Source organism: Brevibacterium ihuae (assembly GCF_900184225.1).
Taxonomy (GTDB): Bacteria; Actinomycetota; Actinomycetes; order Actinomycetales; family Brevibacteriaceae; genus Brevibacterium; species Brevibacterium ihuae.
Window position 1 is genome coordinate 1,042,490 of record NZ_FXWZ01000003.1, and the last position, 19,917, is coordinate 1,062,406.

17 protein-coding genes are annotated in these 19,917 nt (G+C 66.5%); 4 read left to right on the forward strand and 13 right to left on the reverse strand.

Going from position 1 to position 19,917, the window contains the following annotated elements; genetic code table 11:
• Positions 1-15: 15 nt before the first annotated feature.
• Positions 16-1,182 carry a DNA cytosine methyltransferase gene (locus tag C1A17_RS09970; protein ID WP_101652837.1) on the reverse strand — a complete coding sequence of 389 codons (1,167 nt, stop codon included), beginning with the start codon at positions 1,180-1,182 and terminating at the stop codon, positions 16-18.
• A 145-nt stretch (positions 1,183-1,327) separates the two neighbouring features.
• On the reverse strand, positions 1,328-2,488 hold the full coding sequence (locus tag C1A17_RS09975) for a DNA cytosine methyltransferase (RefSeq protein ID WP_101652838.1): 1,161 nt from the start codon (positions 2,486-2,488) through the stop codon (positions 1,328-1,330).
• A 331-nt stretch (positions 2,489-2,819) separates the two neighbouring features.
• Here C1A17_RS09975 and C1A17_RS09980 point away from each other — a divergent pair, with 331 nt between their 5' ends.
• Together C1A17_RS09980 and C1A17_RS09985 are read left to right on the forward strand one after the other, a co-directional pair.
• The gene (locus C1A17_RS09980; protein ID WP_219618274.1) at positions 2,820-3,812 is read left to right on the forward strand and encodes a hypothetical protein; all 993 of its coding nucleotides are present in this window, start codon (positions 2,820-2,822) and stop codon (positions 3,810-3,812) included.
• 137 nt (positions 3,813-3,949) lie between these two features.
• Entirely contained in the window at positions 3,950-4,168 is a 219-nt protein-coding gene (locus C1A17_RS09985; protein WP_101652840.1) for a hypothetical protein, read from the forward strand.
• Between the two features lie 208 nt (positions 4,169-4,376).
• Here C1A17_RS09985 and C1A17_RS09990 read toward each other — a convergent pair whose 3' ends face one another.
• The 4 genes from C1A17_RS09990 to C1A17_RS10005 form a co-directional block, all read right to left on the reverse strand.
• On the reverse strand, positions 4,377-5,102 hold the full coding sequence (locus tag C1A17_RS09990; RefSeq protein ID WP_101652841.1) for a hypothetical protein: 726 nt from the start codon (positions 5,100-5,102) through the stop codon (positions 4,377-4,379).
• Positions 5,095-5,277: a hypothetical protein gene (locus C1A17_RS09995; RefSeq protein WP_101652842.1), complete on the reverse strand. Its 183-nt coding sequence runs from the start codon at positions 5,275-5,277 to the stop codon at positions 5,095-5,097. The genes C1A17_RS09990 and C1A17_RS09995 overlap by 8 nt, the downstream gene beginning before the upstream one ends.
• A 170-nt stretch (positions 5,278-5,447) precedes the next feature.
• Positions 5,448-7,898 (reverse strand): transketolase-like TK C-terminal-containing protein, encoded by a 2,451-nt coding sequence (locus tag C1A17_RS10000; RefSeq protein WP_146000622.1) that lies wholly within the window; start codon positions 7,896-7,898, stop codon positions 5,448-5,450.
• 117 nt (positions 7,899-8,015) lie between these two features.
• On the reverse strand, positions 8,016-9,035 hold the full coding sequence (locus tag C1A17_RS10005) for a 1-aminocyclopropane-1-carboxylate deaminase (RefSeq protein ID WP_101652843.1): 1,020 nt from the start codon (positions 9,033-9,035) through the stop codon (positions 8,016-8,018).
• Positions 9,036-9,164: 129 nt separating this feature from the next.
• Between C1A17_RS10005 and C1A17_RS10010 the strand changes: the two genes are divergently transcribed.
• Positions 9,165-9,839, forward strand: a complete 675-nt coding sequence (locus C1A17_RS10010; RefSeq protein ID WP_101652844.1) for a GntR family transcriptional regulator — start codon at positions 9,165-9,167, stop codon at positions 9,837-9,839.
• Positions 9,840-9,931: 92 nt separating this feature from the next.
• Here C1A17_RS10010 and C1A17_RS10015 read toward each other — a convergent pair whose 3' ends face one another.
• A complete protein-coding gene (locus C1A17_RS10015; protein ID WP_101652845.1) occupies positions 9,932-10,399 on the reverse strand; it encodes a GNAT family N-acetyltransferase in 468 nt (155 codons plus the stop codon).
• Between the two features lie 153 nt (positions 10,400-10,552).
• Positions 10,553-10,831, reverse strand: coding sequence for a glutaredoxin domain-containing protein (locus C1A17_RS10020; protein WP_101652846.1), 279 nt, complete (start codon positions 10,829-10,831; stop codon positions 10,553-10,555).
• 181 nt (positions 10,832-11,012) lie between these two features.
• Here C1A17_RS10020 and C1A17_RS14585 point away from each other — a divergent pair, with 181 nt between their 5' ends.
• The gene (locus C1A17_RS14585) at positions 11,013-11,408 is read left to right on the forward strand and encodes a hypothetical protein (protein WP_245873664.1); all 396 of its coding nucleotides are present in this window, start codon (positions 11,013-11,015) and stop codon (positions 11,406-11,408) included.
• A gap of 177 nt (positions 11,409-11,585) precedes the next feature.
• On the opposite strand, the gene C1A17_RS10030 is transcribed toward C1A17_RS14585, so the two are convergent.
• The 5 genes from C1A17_RS10030 to C1A17_RS10050 all read right to left on the reverse strand — a co-directional run bounded on the left by C1A17_RS10030 (position 11,586) and on the right by C1A17_RS10050 (position 19,898).
• Positions 11,586-12,674 carry a Fic family protein gene (locus C1A17_RS10030; protein ID WP_101652847.1) on the reverse strand — a complete coding sequence of 363 codons (1,089 nt, stop codon included), beginning with the start codon at positions 12,672-12,674 and terminating at the stop codon, positions 11,586-11,588.
• Positions 12,675-12,839: 165 nt separating this feature from the next.
• On the reverse strand, positions 12,840-14,144 hold the full coding sequence (locus tag C1A17_RS10035) for a DUF3322 domain-containing protein (protein ID WP_101652848.1): 1,305 nt from the start codon (positions 14,142-14,144) through the stop codon (positions 12,840-12,842).
• Complete coding sequence (locus C1A17_RS10040; protein ID WP_101652849.1) at positions 14,141-17,632, reverse strand: ATP-binding protein; 3,492 nt, start codon at positions 17,630-17,632, stop codon at positions 14,141-14,143. Before C1A17_RS10040 ends, C1A17_RS10035 begins: the two co-directional genes overlap by 4 nt.
• Complete coding sequence (locus C1A17_RS10045; RefSeq protein WP_245873666.1) at positions 17,629-18,348, reverse strand: DUF4194 domain-containing protein; 720 nt, start codon at positions 18,346-18,348, stop codon at positions 17,629-17,631. Before C1A17_RS10045 ends, C1A17_RS10040 begins: the two co-directional genes overlap by 4 nt.
• Positions 18,345-19,898 carry a DUF3375 domain-containing protein gene (locus tag C1A17_RS10050; RefSeq protein ID WP_101652850.1) on the reverse strand — a complete coding sequence of 518 codons (1,554 nt, stop codon included), beginning with the start codon at positions 19,896-19,898 and terminating at the stop codon, positions 18,345-18,347. The genes C1A17_RS10045 and C1A17_RS10050 overlap by 4 nt, the downstream gene beginning before the upstream one ends.
• Positions 19,899-19,917 lie beyond the last annotated feature (19 nt).

Sequence of the window (19,917 nt, forward strand, 5' to 3'; positions counted from 1 at the left end):
TGCCATGCCGTCACATTAATTTACGCTCAATTCGAACTGTCGGGCCTCGTTAGGAAGCATATCCTGTTCCATTCTCGTCAGTAGTGGAATAAGATAGTTGACCGAAAGCCACTCCACGACTGGAGCGCAAACAGCATCACCAAAGCCAGAGTATGCGTGATGTTCTTTCACTCCATCGATCGGGTATTCCGGAACACCCATTAGTGAGGAGTACTCGCGCGGAGTCATCCACCGGATGTGGACGTCGCCCTGCCCGAGGAATACGACCGCCTGCTTCGACGATCCGCCGCTAGAAGTGCGTAGGCAACCAGCAATGCCGTCGGAACGCAATTCCCAGCGTGGGGTTCCCTGGCGCATTCGACGGTACGCGGTGCGAGCGGCACCCGTTTTCCCGTCACGAAGCGCTTTGAATCGCTCCAACTGCAAATCTGACAACGAGCCGATAAAGGCGTCGACGCGCTCGGTCGACCACCAACGCGGATCATCCTCACTCAGTTTCTCCAAATACTCAGCGAGGCCGTCTGTGAGGAGCGGCGGCGGCTCGGGCACACGCAGCTTGTGTGTCACAAGGGAGGGGTCCTCAAAGATCTGGGCCAACCAGTCGGGACGTAGCGGAGATGGCTCAGTCACACTCTCGACGGGCGCATTGGTGCCGATGAGGAACAGTCGCGGCCTGGATTGAGGTACAAAACGGCGGGCATCCAAACTTAGAACATCCACCGAGTATCCAAGTCCGTTGAGTGATCGGATTGCAGCCACGATGTCTTGTCCAGAGTGGCTCGTGGCGAATGCCGTGACGTTCTCTAGCGCGATAACCGGTGGACGCCTACTGCCGAGTTTGCTCAAGGCCTTGATGAAGTGCCAAAACGTGGAACTCGCGATTCCACGGTGGAGTCCAGCACGACCTCCGGCGATAGATAGGTCTGTGCAAGGGAACGACGCCCAAGCGATGTCGGTGTTCTTTGGAAGCATCTCGCGCCCCACCTTGCCCAAATCCTCAAGGAGGAATGTATGGCCTTCTGACGTTCCAAAGTTCCGCTCGAACATCGCATGCTTCGTGGGCGCCACGTCATTAGACCACACGACTTCGATCCCGGCCTTAGACATCCCTAGTCGAGCGAGGCCGATCCCGGCGAAGAATTCGGCAGCACGCCACGCGCGTGGCGAGATCTCAGCTGTCATCTCTAGCTTCCCTCCAAGGCATGCTGGCTAAAGCTCATCCGGTGCATCACCCCGAATCCCGGATCGTTCGAGCCTAAGCCTAGTTTCTCCATGCCGTACTTGCTTCCACCGCCAGCGCAAGGTAGCTACTACGCGTTCAAGACCCTCAAGCGAAGGCAGCGAACCTAGATGCTCTCTCTCGGTCCATGTATCCGAGCTGGCTCATCAGTGCCCGCGCGACGGCCTTGCCGAGTTCCAGTGGGACGGCATTGCCAAGCTGGCGTTGGACATCTGCCCGGCTCCCGTCGATTTTAAAGTCGTCGGGGAACGACATCAGCCGCAGCATCTCGTTGACGCGCAGGCGCCGGGCTCGCAGTTCGTCGGAATCGGTGCGGATGTTTTCCCAGTGGAAAGGGCCCACCCATGGCCCGGGCTGGGCCTGAAGCGTAGTCGAGGGCCGGTTGGGGTCGAGGCGCAGCAGGAAGGTCCAGTAGCGGCTTCGCCACTCGAAGTGATTGCGGCCGCCGTATCGCTCGGTGTGCCAGAGATAGTTTTGGCCCGGCGGGATCTCCGCAGCCAGCTCCCCGTAGCTGCCGTCAACGATCTCCTCCTCGGACGCCCGTACAAGTAGCGGGAGGCCGGCAAATGCCTGGGCCGCGGTGACGTGCGGAATCTTGCTAGCGTCCACAGACCGGCTGTGCTCGCTCCACCCGGAGTGAGTCGGCTCGGGGAAGTTGAATCTTTCCCCATCTCTACGGCCGACGACGAAGACGCGGCGCCGCAACTGCGGGACACCGTAGTCAGCAGCGAGTAACACCTTCCACTGCGGGTTGTAACCTAGCTCACCCAGAGCCTTTAGAAGCCGTTCGAACTGCGCCTTATGGGTCTTGTACGTCAACCCCTGGACATTCTCCAGGATGAATGCCTCGGGGCGGGCCTCGCGCACAACGCGGACGTACTCGTCCAGCAAGGATGCGTTGGGGTCGCGGCTCTCGCGCTTCTGCTCCAGCCAGAATCCGGACTTGGAGAATGGGGTGCAGGGAGGACCACCGACGACTAGCACCGGATCCGCGGATTGCAGGCCGGCGGTGGCGAGGATCTGATCAGTCGGCACCTCACGAATGTCGCCCGTGAGCGTCTTCGTGTCGTGGAAATTCGCCTTTAATGTTTCAAGTGCGGGTTCGTTGTAGTCCGTCGCGACCGAGACCCGCAACAACCCACTCCCAGGGTCATCGGTCGCGAGAGGCTCCGCGTCGGCTCGCTCGACGGCGAGATCGAGCCCACCTGCGCCGGAGAACAGACTCACCACCGGAAGCTGCTCGCTCATATGCCACCTCATTCCTGTTGCGCATGGCCCGTCATCCGGACCAGCGGCAACCATACAAGTATCGTCTAGTGGAGTATGCCAGCAGCTTCTGACATGCCATCTACGACCGTTGCGTATGCAATGTCTCACTACCTTGGGAGGCGCTATGGACGACGAGTTAATCGCTCGGCGCGCGTTCGGCGAAGTCTACCGAGTAAGGAATCGCGTCGACCTCCACGAATTCCTTCTCCAGGCTGTGAGGGCGTCCGGCGGTCGCATCCTTTATACAAGTGACCCTGGCCGCGCGCCCGTCTACCTTGGCGTCCAGCTAGGCTCCGACGAGCGGATTGGGATGCTCATTTACCTCTTCCGGATCACCCACAATGCAATCAGGAACCGCCCCGATGACGAGGTCCGCGGTCAGCTCCGTTACGGCTCCGAGGAGAGCTGGAAGCGAAAGCACCCCGTTGGACGTGACATCGCCGGCGTCGACGTAACGATGATCCTCGGCGTCGACCTCGCCGCCGGAGTGATCCTCGGACTGGACGCGAACCTGTGGGACCCGCTGCCAATGGGCATTTCCTTCTACACGAAGACCGCCGATATCGAACTTACCCAAGAGACCGGATGGCAAGTCTGGGAAAAGAACAATCGCGCGGGTAACAAACGCACCGAGGCACGCTCCCCCACAAACCTGGAGACCGTCGTCGCGTTTACGCCAGACCGGCTTATCGACTATGCGCGTCTCGAACGCCGGGCGACATCGTTACATTTGGATCCGCCACTGCGGTTCGCTGCTGCCACCGCAATGGCTGACCGGGCCTTGCCGGACGAGACACAGAGCCGCCACGTGCTCGAGCAGCAGTTTGCTCTGACAAGCGAGCAGATCCTCGACATCATCGGCGGCCGCAACCGGCTTTCCGTAGCCGTGCGCGGAGGTGTGGCCGAATACCACCTGGAGCAACAACTCACCGGCGCGCCCGGCATCGCTTCAGTGCAGCGGCTCGACGTCGATGCGATGCACGACTTCGACGTCACACTCGATGATGGAACGCTACTACGAGTCGAGTGCAAGAACGCGAGCCCCAAAATCTCGGCCGACGGTCGGTTCAAGGTCGAGGTGCAGAAGACCCGCGCTTCCAAGGGGAACCCGGCCTCGCGGTTCTACGCAGTGGACGGGTTCGACGTCGTCGCGGCATGCCTATTCTCCCCGACCGGGCGCTGGGGATTCCGTTTCGGCCGCACAGCGGACTTAGCGCGGCACAAGACCTACTTCGATCGGCTCGCCCCAATCCAGCCAATCACCGACGACTGGGTCGGCAGTCTTCCAGCGATCAAGCATTAGCTGTACTTTCCCGTGACGTTGTGAATGCGTACTGCTGGCGTTTGGCAGGGATGCTCCGGTCCAAATTGCATGCCCATCAGAGTTTCGCTTGTGAAAGATTAGATGGTCTAACACTCTTCCCCGCCCGGAGGTCACCCGTGACGGAGACCATTGCCAATTCACAGCTCACCACCGATGTCCTCGTCCAACTGACCGAAGTTCGCAATAGCAGCGAGTCTCCGCACATCAGGGGCGTGGTCAGCCGTGTCACCGAATCAGCCATCCACGGCCGTGATCTCGCCGGACTCAACACTTCTGCGGTCATCTCTCTGCAGGAAGCCCCAGACAGCCTCGAAATGAGCAGCACTCACCTGTAAGAACTGCTCGATCGCGGCGCGCTTCCCTCCCCCGAGTCGGAAGCTTCCGCAAGATCCAGGCGAGTGACCCCGAGGAGTTCCGGGCGCAACGCGAGGTCGGCACGCAGGTACTCGCCAAACGCCTGGCTTCTCAGGACCGCACACGCACATCTGCTATCGACGAGATCACGGACCGGCTCGGAGACACCCCCGTGTCAACGGCCGACCTTCACCCCTGTCGCAGCCGTTCGAATCGGACAGGCGGCTCAGGATGGCCCGCCGGAAGGGTCACGTCGTACCCAAGCGACTCGAGGACTTCGATCGCCGATTCGGGGTCATCCCGAACTGCCGCTTTCGTCTGAGTGCGTCGCCACTGCATCCGGCCCTCGGCGAGAGCCGCTTTCGCCGTCGCTGCGTCGTCCACACCGAATTCATCGATCAGCATTTCGAGGATGTCCTCGAGGCTCGGTCGGAATCGATGTCCGCCGACCGGGAAGTGCAACTCGCTGATTGCCTGCACCCTGGTGCTGTCTGCACGCCGTGCTCCTCGTTTCGTCCCTTTGCCCGCTCGCACCATCAAGGCCGTGAAGGCATCGCGATGGGCATGAAGCTGAAGGTGCGCCGCCGGAATCTGTTGGGCGTCGCGCACGTATTCGTAGCGGAAGAGCGGCTCGGCGGGGCCAGCGTAAACTGCGATCTTCGACTTTTCGATGGCCATGTGTTTTCCGACGCCGTCGAGGCAGCACCAGTATTCGACCTTCAGGTGGATCAGGGGCTCGTTGTTGACGGACAGAGGGATACCGTCTGCAGGGTCCTGTCGAACGGCAAAGCGGAGACCTCCCTTCACTGCGAGCGCCTTGAACGGATGGCATTTCGGCGCGATCGCACTGACGGTCTCAGTGAACTCTGCCGCGAACTGAGTTGCTTGGAACTCGAGGTCTCCAGGCTCACTCACCGAGTAGAAAATCCAACTCGCAGAGATCGTCGTACAGTTCGAGCTCCTTGTCGCGGAGCTCGTACGCTTCACCGCGCTCTTTGAAGCGGGCTTCGTCGCCCACCTCGCGAATGATCTCAGCTCGTCGGTGTTCCGCTTCATTTCGGGAGATGAGCTCGGTTACCACTGCAGTCATGTCGCCTCCTTCGCCGTACACATCATGATAAGGCCAATGTAGACGGAGGCGCTGACACGGCCCGCCCGGCAAACGGACATCGATTTCTCGCCGGCATTGTCGGCTCGATGAAGAACCCGTTGTCCCAGCAGCGACACCGGATTGCGCATCACCGAATCCGGCCGGTGGCCCTACCGCCCCACGACGTCCATCGCCGCCCGCTCGATCGACCCGGCGTCGATCCCGTGCAGCCGGTACGCCTCGGACACCGATGACGCCTGCCCGAACTGCGTCACACCCAGGTTGACCATCCGGTCCCCGCGCACGCCGGCGAGGAACGCGAGCGTGTGCGGGTGCCCGTCGATGACGGTCACGAGAGGTGCCGGGTAGTCCGCGGGGAAGAGCGCCTCGGCGATGGCCGACCGCTCCCCTGCCGCCACCCGGTGGCGGTCCTGCACCGACCGGAACACGAGGTCCGGGCTCGTCAGGCACACGACTCCGGCGGTGATCCCGCGCCCGGCGAGCGCCTGCGCTGCGGCGACGACCTCGGTCATCATCGCCCCGACCCCGACGAGCACGACCTCGTCCTCGTACGCCGGGTGCGCGCTGATCCGGTAGCCGCCGGCCACCGCGTGCTCACGCCTGCGCGCCAGCAGCACCGGATCCTCCGGCAGCGCCGCGATCGACTGGTCCACCGGCCGGGTCGACAGCCGGAAGTACGCCGAGTGCCCGCCGGGCACGCCGATCGACTTCATCGCCTCGAGCATCGTCCACTCGAGGTCCTGCGCGAACGCCGGCTCCCAGGCCACGAGCTCGGGGATCTCCATCGTCACCGACGGGGTGTTGAACGACTGGTGCGCTCCGCCCTCCGGCGCGAGCGTCACGCCCGAGGGAGTGCCGACCATGATCGACTGACCGCCGGCGTACATGCCGAACGTCCACGGCTCGAGCGCCCGGTTGATGAACGGGTCGTAGATCGTCGCGATCGGGATGAGCGGCTGCCCCCACCGGCTGTACGTCGCACCGAGCTCCCCGGCGAGGCTGACGAGGTTGACCTCCGCGATGCCGAGCTCGATGTGCTGCCCGCCGGACACCTCCTGCCACTTGAGCACCCGCTCGCGATCGTCGCTGAACCAGTCGTGCCGACCGGTGAGCGACCACACGCCGGTCTTGTTGATCCAGCCGCCGAGGTTCGTCGACGTCGCGACGTCCGGGCTCAGCGTCACCACCCGGTCTGCGACCTCGGGCACCGCCCGCTTGAGGTCGGAGAGGAACCGGCCGAGCGTCGCCTGCGTGCTCGTCACCTGCTTGTGGCTCCACTCGAGCTCGTCGGGGATCGCGCCGACGGCCTCGTCCGCGATGGGCTGCCGGGCGAGCCGGGAGGCGGTCGCCGCGCACAGCTCACCGGCCGGCGAGTCCGCATCGAACCGCTGCCACGGAGCGCCGAGGTCCATCCCGGAGATCTCCGCGAGCTCGCGCATCTGCGACTCGGTGAGCTGCGCGGAGTGGTTGTTCGGGTGTCCCTCGGTCGCCAGGCCGCGGCCCTTGATCGTGTAGGCGAAGATCACCGTCGGCCGGGTGTCGTCGATCTGCGCGAACGTGCCGAGCAGTCGGGAGATGTCGTGACCGCCGAGGTCGCGGACCACCTCGGCGAGCTCCCGGGGCGCGAGCGACTCGACGAGCTCCCGCAGGCCGGACTCCTCCGCGTCGTCGACCCCGGCGAGCACGCGCTCGGCGATCTCGTCCGGGTGCGAGCGGAGGATCCGCTGGTACTCCTCGTTGGGCATGTCGGTCATCCGCTTCTCGAACGCGGCCCCGCCCGGCCCGTCGAACAGCGCCTGGATGCGCGAACCCCAGGTGCACGTGAGCACCTGCCAGTCCGCCGCGGCGAACATCCCCTGGAGGCGGGCGATCTGCACGTCGGGGATGACCCGGTCGAGCGACTGGCGGTTGAGGGCGACGATCCACACTGCCTCCCCGAGCTGGCGCACCTCGGGGTCGATGATCGCCTCCCACACCGCGCCCTCGTCCATCTCCGCATCGCCGAGCAGCGAGTAGAAGCGGCCGGCCTCCGGCGTCTGCGGGAAGTGCTCGCGCACGTACCGGTGGCTCAGCGCCGCCCACAGCGGAGCGGTCGCCCCGATGCCCACCGAACCGGTCGAGAAGTCGACGGTGTCCGGGTCCTTGGCCCGCGAGGGGTACGGCTGGAGGCCGCCCTTCGCCCGCAGCGTGGGGAGGTACTTCTCGTCGAGGTCGCCGAGCAGGTAGTTGATCGCGTGGAGCACCGGGGAGGCGTGCGGCTTGACCGACACCCGGTCCGCCGCGGTGAGCTCGGAGAACCACAGCGCCGTCATGATGCCCACCATCGACGCGCTCGACGACTGGTGCCCGCCGACCTTGACCCCGTCCGGGTTCTCCCGACCGCGGTTCGCCGCGTCGATCATCGCCGTCGCGGTCCACAGCACCCGCTGCGCGATCTCGTCGAGCACCGCCTCGTCGGCCGAGGCGGTCGCCGACAGCGGCCGCGAGTTCACGCTCGGCGGGTCGAGCTGGGTGCTCGTCTCGAACTGGTGGCGGTCGTCCGCCGCGGCGTCGGTGTCGCGGGAGCGCGCGTCCGGGCGAGCGGTCGAGTCGATGCTCATGGTTCTCCTGTCGAGAGTGTCGGGAGCGGAGGGGTGAGGTGGATCAGCGGGTGCGGCGAGTGCGGTCGGAGCGGGGCGGCCCGGTATCCCCGGATCGCCCCGCCGCCCGCAGCGGCCTCAGTCGAAGATCGACGAGTAGGCGTTGAGCGCGAGCTGCCCGCCGAGGTGGGCGTAGAGGACGTTCGAATCCTTCCCGATCTCGCCGGACTTGACAAGATCGATGAGGCCGGCCATCGACTTGCCCTCGTACACCGGGTCGGTGATGAAGCCCTCGAGGCTCGCCGCCGTGCGGAACGCCTCGACCGTCGACTCGACGGGGATGCCGTAGTAGTCGCCCGCCCAGCCCTCGAGGACGGTGATCTCGTCGTCGCGCAGATCGCGGCCGAGCCCGATGAGCTCCGCGGTGTTCGCAGCGATCCGGCCCACCTGGTCGCGGGTCTTGTCGAGCGTCGCCGAGGCGTCGATGCCGAGCACCTTCCGCTTCCGGCCCCCGGCGTCCTCGAGCGCGGCGAACCCGGCGATCATGCCGGCGTGCGTCGAGCCGGTGACGGTGCACACGACGATGGTGTCGAAGAAGACGCCGAGCTCCTTCTCCTGCTCGGCGACCTCGTAGGCCCAGTTCGCGAAGCCGAGGCCGCCGAACTTGCGCTCCGAGGCGCCGGCCGGGATCGGGTAGGGGGTGCCGCCGTTGGCGCGCACGTCCTCCATCGCGTCCTCCCAGCTCGAGCGGATGCCGATGTCGAAGCCGGCCGGGTCGAGGCGCACGTCGGCACCCATGATCCGGGAGAGCTCGATGTTGCCGACCTTGTCGTTGACCGGATCGTCCCAGTCGACCCACTTCTCCTGCACGAGACGGGCCTTGAGGCCCAGGTGGGCGGCGACCGCGGCCACCTGCCGGGTGTGGTTCGACTGGTAGCCGCCGATCGACACGATGGTGTCCGCGCCGGAGGCGAGGATGCCCGGGACGATGTACTCCATCTTCCGGGTCTTGTTGCCGCCGAACGCCAGGCCGGAGTTGACGTCCTCGCGCTTGGCCCAGATCCGGGCCCCGCCGAGGTGCTTGCTGAGATTGTCGAGCGGGTGGACGGGGCTCGGCCCGAAGGTCAGGGGATAGCGTTCGAAGTCGGAGATGGCCACGGAAGCTCCTTCGGTTCGGTGGCGTGGAGGTGTGCGGTGCACTGCGTGATGGTCATCACGTGGTATGCAATATATTGCACTTCGCGAGGTAGGATGTCAACAGCCACCCCGCCCACCAGGAGGTCCTCCATGCCGGTCCCCGCCGATCGGGGCGTCCACCGCCGCACCCTCCTGCGCGACGACGTCTACTTCTCCCTGCGCGATGCGATCGTCAGCGGCAGGCTCGCCCCCGGCGAGAAGCTCCGCGACGCCGAGCTCAGCGAGTGGCTGGGCGTGTCCCGCACCCCGATCCGCGAGGCGCTGCTCCGGCTCGAGCGCTCCGGCCTCGTCATCGCCGAGCCCGGCCGGCTCACCATGGTCTCCCCCGTTACCGACGCGGCGGTCGCCCACGCCCAGCAGATCGCCGCCGAGCTCCACGCGCTCGCCGTCCGCCTGGCCGTCCCCCTCATGACCGAGCACCACACCGCCGCCATGGCCGAGGCGAACGCCGCTCTCGACACCGCCCTCACCTCGGGGGATGCCGAGGCGGCCGTGCGAGCCGACGATGCGTTCCACGCCGTCGCCGTCGAGCTGTGCGGCAACCCGCTCGTCGCCGAGCACCTCGAGCCGGTGACTGCGATGCTGCGCCGGGCGGAGTACCTGCGGTTCGGTGACGTGCGCGCGATCGACTCCGCAGCCGACCACGCCGCGATCGTCGACGCCTGCGCAACGGGCGACGCGGACAGGGCCGCCGAGCTCACGCGGAGCAACTGGTCGACCCTTGCGAACCGCGGCGCCGGCGCGGCTGCGGATCAACCCGCCTGAGCCGGGGTTCGGAACTCCTGAGCCGGGGTTCGGAACTCCTGAGCCGGGGTTCGGAACTCCTGAGCCGGGCGCGCATGCGCCTGAACCGGAGGTCAGCGTGCGTCCGCCGGGGGCATGTCGTAGGTGATCCAGTCGGTGCGCGCGGCAACCTGATCGTAGAGCCCGCGGGCGCGGTAGTTGTCGTCGCGGGTGATCCAGCGGGTGAGCGTCCAGCCGCGGTCGGCGGCGATCCGGGCGAGCTCGGCGAGCAGCAAGCGTGCGGCACCCGATCCCCGGTGCTCCGGGTCGACGAACAGGTCATCGAGGTACATGCCGGTCGACGCGGACAGTGGGCGGGCGAACGGCCGGTAATGGGCGAGACCGAGGAGCGTCCCGTCCGCCGCCTCGGCGACGAGGCCCTGCGAGGTGTGGGCGTCGTCGAGGAGCCAGGCGAGCACGGTGTCGCGCATCTCCGCGGTCTGCTCGACCCGGTAGAACTCCGCGTAGCCCGTGTAGAGGCGGTGCCACTGGGCGGCATCGTCCCGGGTGACGGGGCGGATGGTGATGTCGGTGCCGGCCATGGGTCCTCCTCGGTCCTGTCGATCTCTTGGAGCGACCGTAGCACCGGCACACGAGCGGGCGGGTGCCGCCGGCACCGCGTCAGGGTATGGGTGGCGCCGCGGGTGCCTTCGCAGCCGGACCCGGCTCAGGGGACCCTCGCAGCAGCGTGCGGCTCAGCCGATCGCGGCGAGCTTGTCCTGCACCTGGGCGCGCGAGGGGTTGGTGAGCGTGGTGCCGTCGGAGAACAGGAGCGTCGGGACGGTCTGGTTGCCGCCGTTGGCCTGCTCGACAACGGCCGCGCCGTTGTCGATCGTCTCGATGTTGACCTCGGTGACGGGGATCTCCGCCTGGTCGAGCTGCGGGCGCAGCCGCTTGCAGTAGCCGCACCAGCTCGTGGTGAACATGGTGACGGACCCGGCCTCGGGCAGGAATTCCTCGACGCTGACGCTCATCGTGCCTCCTCGGCAGTCGTGCACGGCCCGGGCTCCGGCCTCCGGCCGATCGCGCCGTGCGGGTGATGGTGCTCGCCACGCACAACCGCGCGCCCCCACGCGCTATTCCCGCGCCGAGGCGGCGCGCGCCTCGACACCATCGACCCTCGACACCGCCGGCCGGCGCGGGCACAATCGGGGCATGAGCGCCACTCCGAGGTCCGCCACTCCGAGGTCCGGCACTCCGAGCTCCGGCACTCCGAGGTCCGGCGCGGCCGAGGCCGGTGCTGTGGAGCCGGGCGCGCGGACCTCCGGCACCGGCGCCTCGGCCTCGGGACCCGCGACCGGCCCCACCGACGTCGACCCGCGGGAGTACATCGATTCCCTCGAGACGCCGCGGCGGCGGGTGCACGGGCACCTGCTGCTCGACATCTACTCCGAGGTCACCGCGGAGCCGCCGGTGTTGTGGGGGCCGACGATGATCGGCTACGGGACGTACGACTACACCCACGCGTCCGGCTGGTCGGGCACGTCCTTCCGCTCCGGCTTCGCCCCGCGCAAGGCCGCGCTCTCCCTCTACGGACTGCCGCAGGAGTAGGAGGCGCCCGAGCTCTGGGCCCGGTTCGGCAAGCACCGGCGCGGCGCCTCCTGCGTCTACGTCAACAAGCCCGAGGACATCGACCTCGCGGTGCTGCGCGAGCTCATCCGGATCGGCTGGGATTCCGACACGCCGTGCTGCTGACAGATTCAGCATTGCGTATCGCGACTCCCATGGTCACAGCTCAGGACGCGCGAGCACCTCGGAGAACGCGACGTTGAGGAAGAGACGCTCTCTCCCGATCTTGTGGTCCACCAGCGTGCCGTTCTCGACAAGAGCATTGAGCCAGCCGGTCGCTGTCGGGCGGGAGACCTCGCACCGTGCGACGACATCACTGATCCGGCAGTAGACGTTCTCGAACAGGACATCGAGCAGATCGGCGTTGGGACCGGCGGTCGTCACATCGCGGATGCTCTGCATGACCGATCTCTGCGTCTCCTCGATCCCATCGATCTTCCGCAGTGTTGAACGTGCCGTTTCGCGGAGGCCTCTCAGCATGAAGAGGATCCATTCCTCCCACGCGCCGTCCGCCGTGACCTGCAACAGGAGACGGTAGTAGTCGTCTTTGTGCTCGATGATGTACCGCGAGAGATAGAGCACGGGGACCTCGAGCAGCCCGGCATGCACGAGGTGGAGCACGTTGAGGATCCGTCCCGTTCGTCCATTGCCGTCGCCGAACGGGTGGATGGCTTCGAATTGGTAGTGCCCGATGGCCATGGCGATGAGCGGATCCAATTCGTCAGATGCATGGATGAAGCGCTCCCAGTTCGTCAGCAGATCGCGGATCGTCCGCTCGCCCGTCGGCGGCGTGTACACGGCCGTACGCGTACGCTGATCCGCGATCATCGTTCCTCCCGTGCGCCGGATGTCCATCTCGCGGTCATGGATGATCGAGCAGATCTGCACAGCAGTGTTCGTGGACAGCGGCCTGCTCCTGATGCTCTCCAAGCCGGCGAACAAGGCGGTCCGATAGCGCAGCGTCTCCTTGGTCTCCGGGCTGGCCGATTCCGCTTCGCGCTGGACATTGCGGAACAGGTCGTCGCTCGTCGTCACGATGTTCTCGATCTCGGAGCTCGCCTGGGCTTCGAGGATCGACAGCGAGTTGATGAGGATCGACGGATTGGGGATCCTCTGCACGGCTTGGTCCAACGATGCCAACGACGCCCGTGCCTCGATCGTCTCCTTGAGAATCTCCCTGGACTCGACATCTGCTGTCGGGGGAAGCGGCGGCAGATCGTTGTACGGCTTCTGAGGATCCCAGTTCATATGCAAACAATAGTTGCAGATCGCTAGAACGTGTAAAAAAATCTCCTGATTCTTTACACGTTCCGCCGATCTGTCATCGGTTTTGACACGTCACATACGAACGCTGACACCGCCGCCCTGACCTATCGATCACCCGTGACCAGCGGTCGGACCCCCGCCCGGGAGTCACTTCAGGGCCCACGTCAGCCGTTCGAGGACGAAGGGCCATGCGATGCGCTCCTGCTCGAGGCGCAGTCCGCCCGGCCGATCCGCGCCACCAGGTCTGCTGCTGTCAACGCCCTCAGCATCGTCCGAGCCACCAGAGCACGCACGGAGGGACCGGTACACCTCACGCTCGTCCTCGGTGAGGGTCTGCAGATGCTCGGGTTCGACATCGAGGGGACGCGGTTCGTGCACGGCCAGATGCCGAAAGGTATCGAGCGTCCCGCAATCCATGAGCACCGACTCCGCATGACCGACATGCGCGCGGAATCGGTTGAGGATCCCGAAGCCGTGGGAATCGATGTCTCCCCAGTAGTACACCCGGCATGAGCTCAGCCATGGGAGATCGGCCACCAGGGATGCAGCGTACCCGCCTCCGTTGATCGCGACCACTGATCCCCATGACCCGTCGGTCGGCAATGCGACGAAGCTCTCGAGGTTCTCCACCACGAGCACTCGCAGATCCTCCGCGACGAGCCCCGGCACGGAGAGAGCGGCGGCCTGCGACCACGGGACCTCGAGATCATCGAGTCCGGCCATCCGCAGCTCCGGGTGGAGCAGGCGCAGGCGCACCCGCGGCTCCATCGCTGCCAGCCCCAGATCGTCGGCTCCCGTGACCGCAGTGACGAGTCCGGTCACCACGCGCCGATGACGGCCCAACCACTTCGTGTCGACCCCGGCGATCGGCAGCTGTCGGATGTACATCCCCGACTCCGGGTGTGCGACCAGCCAATCGAGCACTCCGAGCAGCCTTGAGAAATCGCTCTCCTCGAGTGCGACGAGGTCGCCGAGGTGTGCTCGCACCAATCGCCGGTCCTCCGTACTCGGATCCGCCGTCGCCCGCACCGTGCTCAACCAGTCGAGCACACTCGCCGCACGGCTCTGCAGTCGCCGGAACTGTGCGCGACCGCCGACGAACTCCACCGCCGCACCAGTGGAACCGAGCCGCAGCCTGGTAGGCAGCCGCTGAGTTCCGAGGCCCGCCCACCGGCGCACGGCGAACTCCACCTCCGGTACGTCGGGCGGTGACGGTGCTGAGCGGCGGCCCCCTCCAGCGATGTGGTTCCAGTCCGCGATCCACGCGGATACCCCGGGCAGATCGGCGAGGGCGGCGGCCTCGGTGGGAGGACGCAGGCCGACCGTGATCGGGGAGAACTCGAGACCGACTGCCCACGCGCGCTGATGTGCGGTGACTACGCGCCGGACGCGCGCCCGCGCCTCGGCAACGGTGAGTGGCGCTGTCGGTCTCGACGACTCCCGCGTGCTCATGCGTCGTCCCAGGTCGTCCGACTCAACTGGGAATCGCGGCGATCACTGTTCCGCACCAGGGTGATGCCGCCCACATAGTCCTCGAGAGTCTGCAGGAGCTTCTTCGGAGTCACGAGGATCATGTGGAACCCGAACGCGACGAAGATGTCCATCGCCATCCGCGCGAAGTCCTGGTCCGCCCGATCGAAGGCCTCGTCGAGGAACACGGTGCCGAACCGAGGGACATCCTCGGCTCCGTCGGTGAGCTGATACCGCAGCGCGGCGGCGAGGCAGAACACGACGAGCTTCTGCCGCTGTCCTCCTGACAGTCCGGCGGCCGATTCGTACACACTCACCACCTCGCCTTCCGCGTCCTGATCGACCCCGACGAAGCTCACGTGCCTGCGGGTGTCCAGGCACGCGCGCCTCCAGCGGAGGTCGGCGGGCTCCGACGACTGCAGCCGGGTGATGATCTCTTCCATCACGGCGAACTTCCTCTCCGCCTCAGCCGGCTCGATGTCCGACAGTCCGCCGGAGGTGACGGTCTGCAGTTTCTGCATGAGGTCCCGGACATCGGCGTTGAATCGGGTCTTGACCCGGATCTGGAGATATCGGCCCACATCGAACTGGGATCGCAGGAGCGAGGTGTTCACCGGATCGACCCGCGCACGAATCTCCTGCGCGGCATTGCGGAGCATGGTGTTGAGCTTGCCCATGTTCTGCGTCGACTGCTTGCGCAGCATCTGGGCGAACCGATCCTCGAATTCCGGCAGACCGTCGGACTTCAGCCGTGATCGCAGCTCGCGGTAGCCCCCGCGATCGTCCACCGAGCCGGTGAGGTCGGCGCTCACGCCCGGCCACGTCCTCCTGAACTCGCCGGCTGCGGCCGTGAACCCGGTCTCCGCCTCGGTGCGCGCCCGGTCTGCGGCCTTCTCCTCCCGCTGGAGTTCGCTGGAGAGGTTCTTCGAGAGCCGCACCAGATCGAAGTACTCGATGTGCCGCTTGGCCGCTCGGATGCGCGTGCGAATGACGTCCCGCTGCCCGGATGTCACCACCGGCACCGGGACTTCACCTGTAGACGTGTGCTCGGCGTCGACCTGTCCCTCAACGGTCCTTCCCAGGTCGGCACGCGCGTCGTCCAAGGCCCGGGTGACGGCTTTGAGCTCCTGCCCGATCCGAGCATGCTCGCGGTCGGCGTCCCGGCACCGCGCCTGAGCTGCGGCCAGGGACTTCTCGGCAGCGCCGAGATCACGCTGGGCAGCCGCAAGCCCGGCGCTCGCCGCAGTGAGGGTCTCGATCCGGTGCTCCACCGCAGAGATCGCTGCGGACGCACCGGTGATATCGAGGTCCGCCCAGTCGGTGTCGGCGAGATCGACCATGAGTCGTCGGCGCTCCTGGGCCTGCGCGTGTCGGCGCACGGCCTGCTCGAGCTCCTCGTCCGCGTTCGCGATCTGTCGGTCGATGTGCTCGAGCTGTTCGAGGAGACGAACGACCTTGTCCTCGGCGCTGAAACCCATCACCCAGGTGCTCGGATCATCGACTCGCCAACGGTCGTCCTTCTCGAATCGGCCGGGCCCGCGTTTGACCTGACCGGCGCGGGTGAGACCGCGATCGACGCCGGTCAGCTCCGCAGTGCTGCCCACACACGAATAGTCGTATCGACGGGCGAGTTCGGTCCGCAGCCAGGCGGCCTTCGGCGACCAGTCCTTGAGGTCGACCCGATAGACGAGCGAGCGGTCATCGGCGAGCGCCCGCGGGGCGGGCACCTCGGCGGGAACGGATTCGACCACCACCCGGGTGCCGAAATGGTGTTGATCGAGGGCGCGCGTGACCTCGGGCAGATGCCGGTCCTCGACGAGGATCGTGCGTGACAGGGGACGCAGCACCCGTTCGATGGCCCCGGTCCATTCGGTGTGCTCGGGGCGGACCTCCATGAGTTCCCCGGCGAACGGCAGTGCGGACTCGTTGAGGCCGGTGGAGCGCGCGATCAGTGTCCGCGCGGCCAGCAGTCGGCGGTCGAGATTGGACTGCTGCCTGCGGGCGGCGTCCCGGTCCGCTTCGAGGCCGGACCGCGTCTGCCGCAGGTCCCGGAGCCGGTCATGGGCGGCGAGCTTGGCGTTGTCGAGTCGTTCGAGCAGGTCCGCATCTGCGGCTTCCTTCTGCCCGACCCGCTGCAGTTCGGCGAACTCCTCCCACGAATCCGGCAGCGATTCGATGCCCACCGTGCGGATCCGGGCTTCCAGACGCTCTCGGGTGCGCGTGATCCGCTCGTGCTCCCGCCGCGCATGGGTGAGCAGCGCCTGCTGGTTCTCGAGCTCGGCACCACCGGATTCGCGCAGGCGGCTGCGCGCGGCGTCCTGATCCCGCTGCGCTTCGGTGAGCGCAGTCGACGCCTGTCTCTGCTCGCCCTCGGCCCGTGCGTTCGCCGCCTGCGCCCGGTCGAGCTCCTTCTCCGCGAGCTCGATGATCCATTCGTTCGTCACCGGATCGAGCGCCTCTGCGAGTGCTCGGATCCGAGCGCTGTCGCCACTCGCCGTCTCCCATCGGTCGAGGAGTTCAGCGATCGTGTCGAGGACGTCCAGCTGGCGGCGGGCTTCGACCACACTGCGGTGCGCCTGTGACAGTTCCGAGAACTGTTCGACCGCCATGTCTGCAGCGGCGAAGGTCTTCGGTTCGTCGAGCATGTACTCACGGAACAGAGCATCGAGGCTGCCGAGGTTCTTCGCCGCCATCGTCCGGTGGAGCAGCAGGATCGCCGAATCCGACACGATGCCGAGGAAGCGCTGGAACCGCTGCTGGAAGACGGAGTGCTTCTCCGTGATCGTCGCCTGCGGATATTCCTTCTTCAGGCCGCGGATGTCGACGGCTTCGGAGACGAATGCTCCGAGATTCGCGAGGTCGAGGTCCTCCCGCGCGAGCACGCAGATCTCCTTGACGTCGCCGGAGGACATCTGTCCGCGGTTGAGCTTGAACAGCTTGACGAGCACCACCGGATCCTGCCCGTCGGCCGTGTCGAAGCGCAGGCGCACTCCCGACCAGCAGGCCCCCGCGCGCAGGAAGTCACTGCGCACCTCGTCGGCGTCCTCGGCATCGGTCGATCGCCACGCACCGCGGATGTAGCTCACCAGACTGCGATCACTTGCACGGACCGATTGGTCCTGTGCTGCGGCGTTGTACCGTACCTTCGGGCGCGGAGTGAGTACCGTGGTCACCGCGTCGAGCAGTGAGGACTTGCCGGTCCCGGAATCCCCGGTGATCACCAGACCGGTCCGCGGTACGTCGACGACATGATGACCGTTGAAGGTCCCCCAGTTGACGACATCGATCCGCGACAGGCGCCATTGCCCGGAGACATCGGGTGAGGCGGCTGCGGCAGGCAGCGTGCCGGATCGGCGGAACGGTGCATCGACCGCCCCTGAGCTCGCGGACTGCTCGGTGGACACCCGGTCCTCATCGGCGGGCGTCGCGACGTCGAACAGGCTCGCCGGCAATTCAGCGGGTCGGTTCATTCGTCGTCCTCCATCGCATCCGTGACTTCCGTCGGGTCTTCCCGTGCGTGAGCGGCATTCGTCCCGACCTCGGCGAGCCGCCGTTCGTACTCCTCACGCACTGAGCGGATCTCGTCCGGTCCGAAGATCAGCCGCAGGACGGGCGAGATCTCGAACCGGTCCTCCGTCGCGGTGTCGGCGAGCAGACCGTACCTGTGCATCTTGGTCCAGGAGGCGTTGAAGCGTTTCGCGAAACCCACCTCGTCGAGTCCGTATGCGCTGCCGTACACCCGGAGTGCGTCGCGCGACTCGTCGACACCGACGATCACGCGCTCGGACCGGTCCACGCGGAGCAGCTCGTGCCGCAGATGGAGCAGCAGAGCGGTATCGAGGAAGGTCAGGGTGTGCGTACGGACCACGGCCGGGACCTGCTCGTCGGGTACCTCGGCATTGCGCACGAACGCGAGGCGTGAATCGGTGTCCACGACGAGCTCGAGGAACATGTCGGACAGCCTGGCCCGCAGCGCTGTCTCGTCCCCGAGCACGGATCGCCACAGCTGCGGGTGACTGCGACCGGAGACGTACGGGCCTTTGATCAAGGCCACGAGCGCCCGCCGCGTATCGAGAGCGAGCACGCCTGAATCGGTTGCCCAGAGCGGCCGTCGGGCCTCACCCTCCACCGCACCGTTCGCGGCCGTCATCGATTCCATCGCGTGGGCACCTGTTCCTTCGTTCATGCGCCGCCCCTCCTCTGTTGCGCCCGCCGGTGCCGTCGCCCGCCGGGAACGTCCTCGGTGAAGCGGAATCGGTCGAGCTGGGCTCGCCGTGGGCGCCCTGTCATCGACGACCAGGTGACCGACTCACCTCCGGCTTCCCGGATCCCGTGCCCGACCCCGAGGTCGAGGAGCCCGACGACGCTCGCCACACCCTGGGTGGCCGGGTGGCGGCGGAGCACCTCGGCGATGGTGACGCCATCCGTCCGAGGCGCCCCGTCGCCTGCCTCACGGTTCCGGCCCTCGAGCTCCCCGCGGCGCGCGGCCGCCAGTGTCTCGTTGATGTTCTCGACGAGTTCGCCGATATCGATCTCGGTCAGCCGGGCCATCTCCCGCAGCGCCTCGATGTCGACCGTGCCTGTCGCTCGCTTCTCCACGGGCTCGATCACCCGGGCGTCGGCGGGGTTGTGGAGCCGAAAGCTCGTCACCGAATCGATCCTGACCGAGGTGCGGCCCAATGCGACGTCGAGCTGTCTGTAGGGAGGGATCTCAGCTGCGAGTCGGAGGGCGAGCGCGCGGGCGGCGTGGATCTCAGTGTTCACTGCCCGGTCCTCGCGGAACTCCTCGGACTGGACGAATCGGCGCAGGGACCGGGTCAGACCAGTCATCACGTCGCCGACTTCGGCAGAGCGGTCCTGGAGCATCGGCGTCAGGTGACGGAGGAATCGGGTGTCGGCCCGATCGAGCGCACGGACGAAAGCGCGGTCGAGGAGCGCGGCGATGTTCGCTTCGAACTCGGACCCGGACTCGTGTTCGAGAATGAGTGCGTAGAACCCATCGAAGCTCCGTCCGGCCTCGGAATCCGCGAGGTGATCGACTCCGCGGAACACGTCGTCGAGGACGCGCGATCGCGCGCCGGTGTTCTCGATGAGCTGGGCCCTCAGCCCGCGGTTGATCTCCTCGAGCGCGGAGCGCACGCGGGTGAAGTCGCTCGGCAGCTCTTCGGCGAGTGCGATCAGGTCCTCAACCGCTTCCCGCGCCCGCTCAGGATCGAGTCCGGTGTCCTCACCTGCGCGGACGGCGGCGATGCGGGCGTCCAGCCGGTCGCGCTCGGCGTGGAGCGCGGTGAGTCGCGTCTCGACGTCAGGGTCGGTGTCGCGGACGAGTACACGCAGCCGCTCCTGGATGTTCGACAGCCGCGACTGCGTCACGGTGGTGCGGTTGGAGTCGAGTCGTTCGATGAACTGGAGCGCTGTCAGCCCTGAGGGCGAGAGTTCCAAGGTCTCGTCCCGCGTGGACTCGGCGCTGCGGCGGATGAGTATGCCGTTCTTCCGCCATTCGGCGCAGTAGTGCGGGGCCGTGCCCGGAATCTCGTGTCCGTGCGATCTCAGGAGTTCGAGGTCCGCATCGATCCGCTCGAAGAGCGCGGAGGCGGGCAGTCGCCGATCCGAGCCGGCGAGATGCGCTCGCAGCACCGCTGCGGCGAACCACACGTTGTCACTGCGCAGGAATGCCCAGGCAGCGTCGTCTTCGAGCAGCCGCCGGTGCGCCAGAGCCTGGGTCAGCACATCCATTCCCCCAGCCTATGGGGTG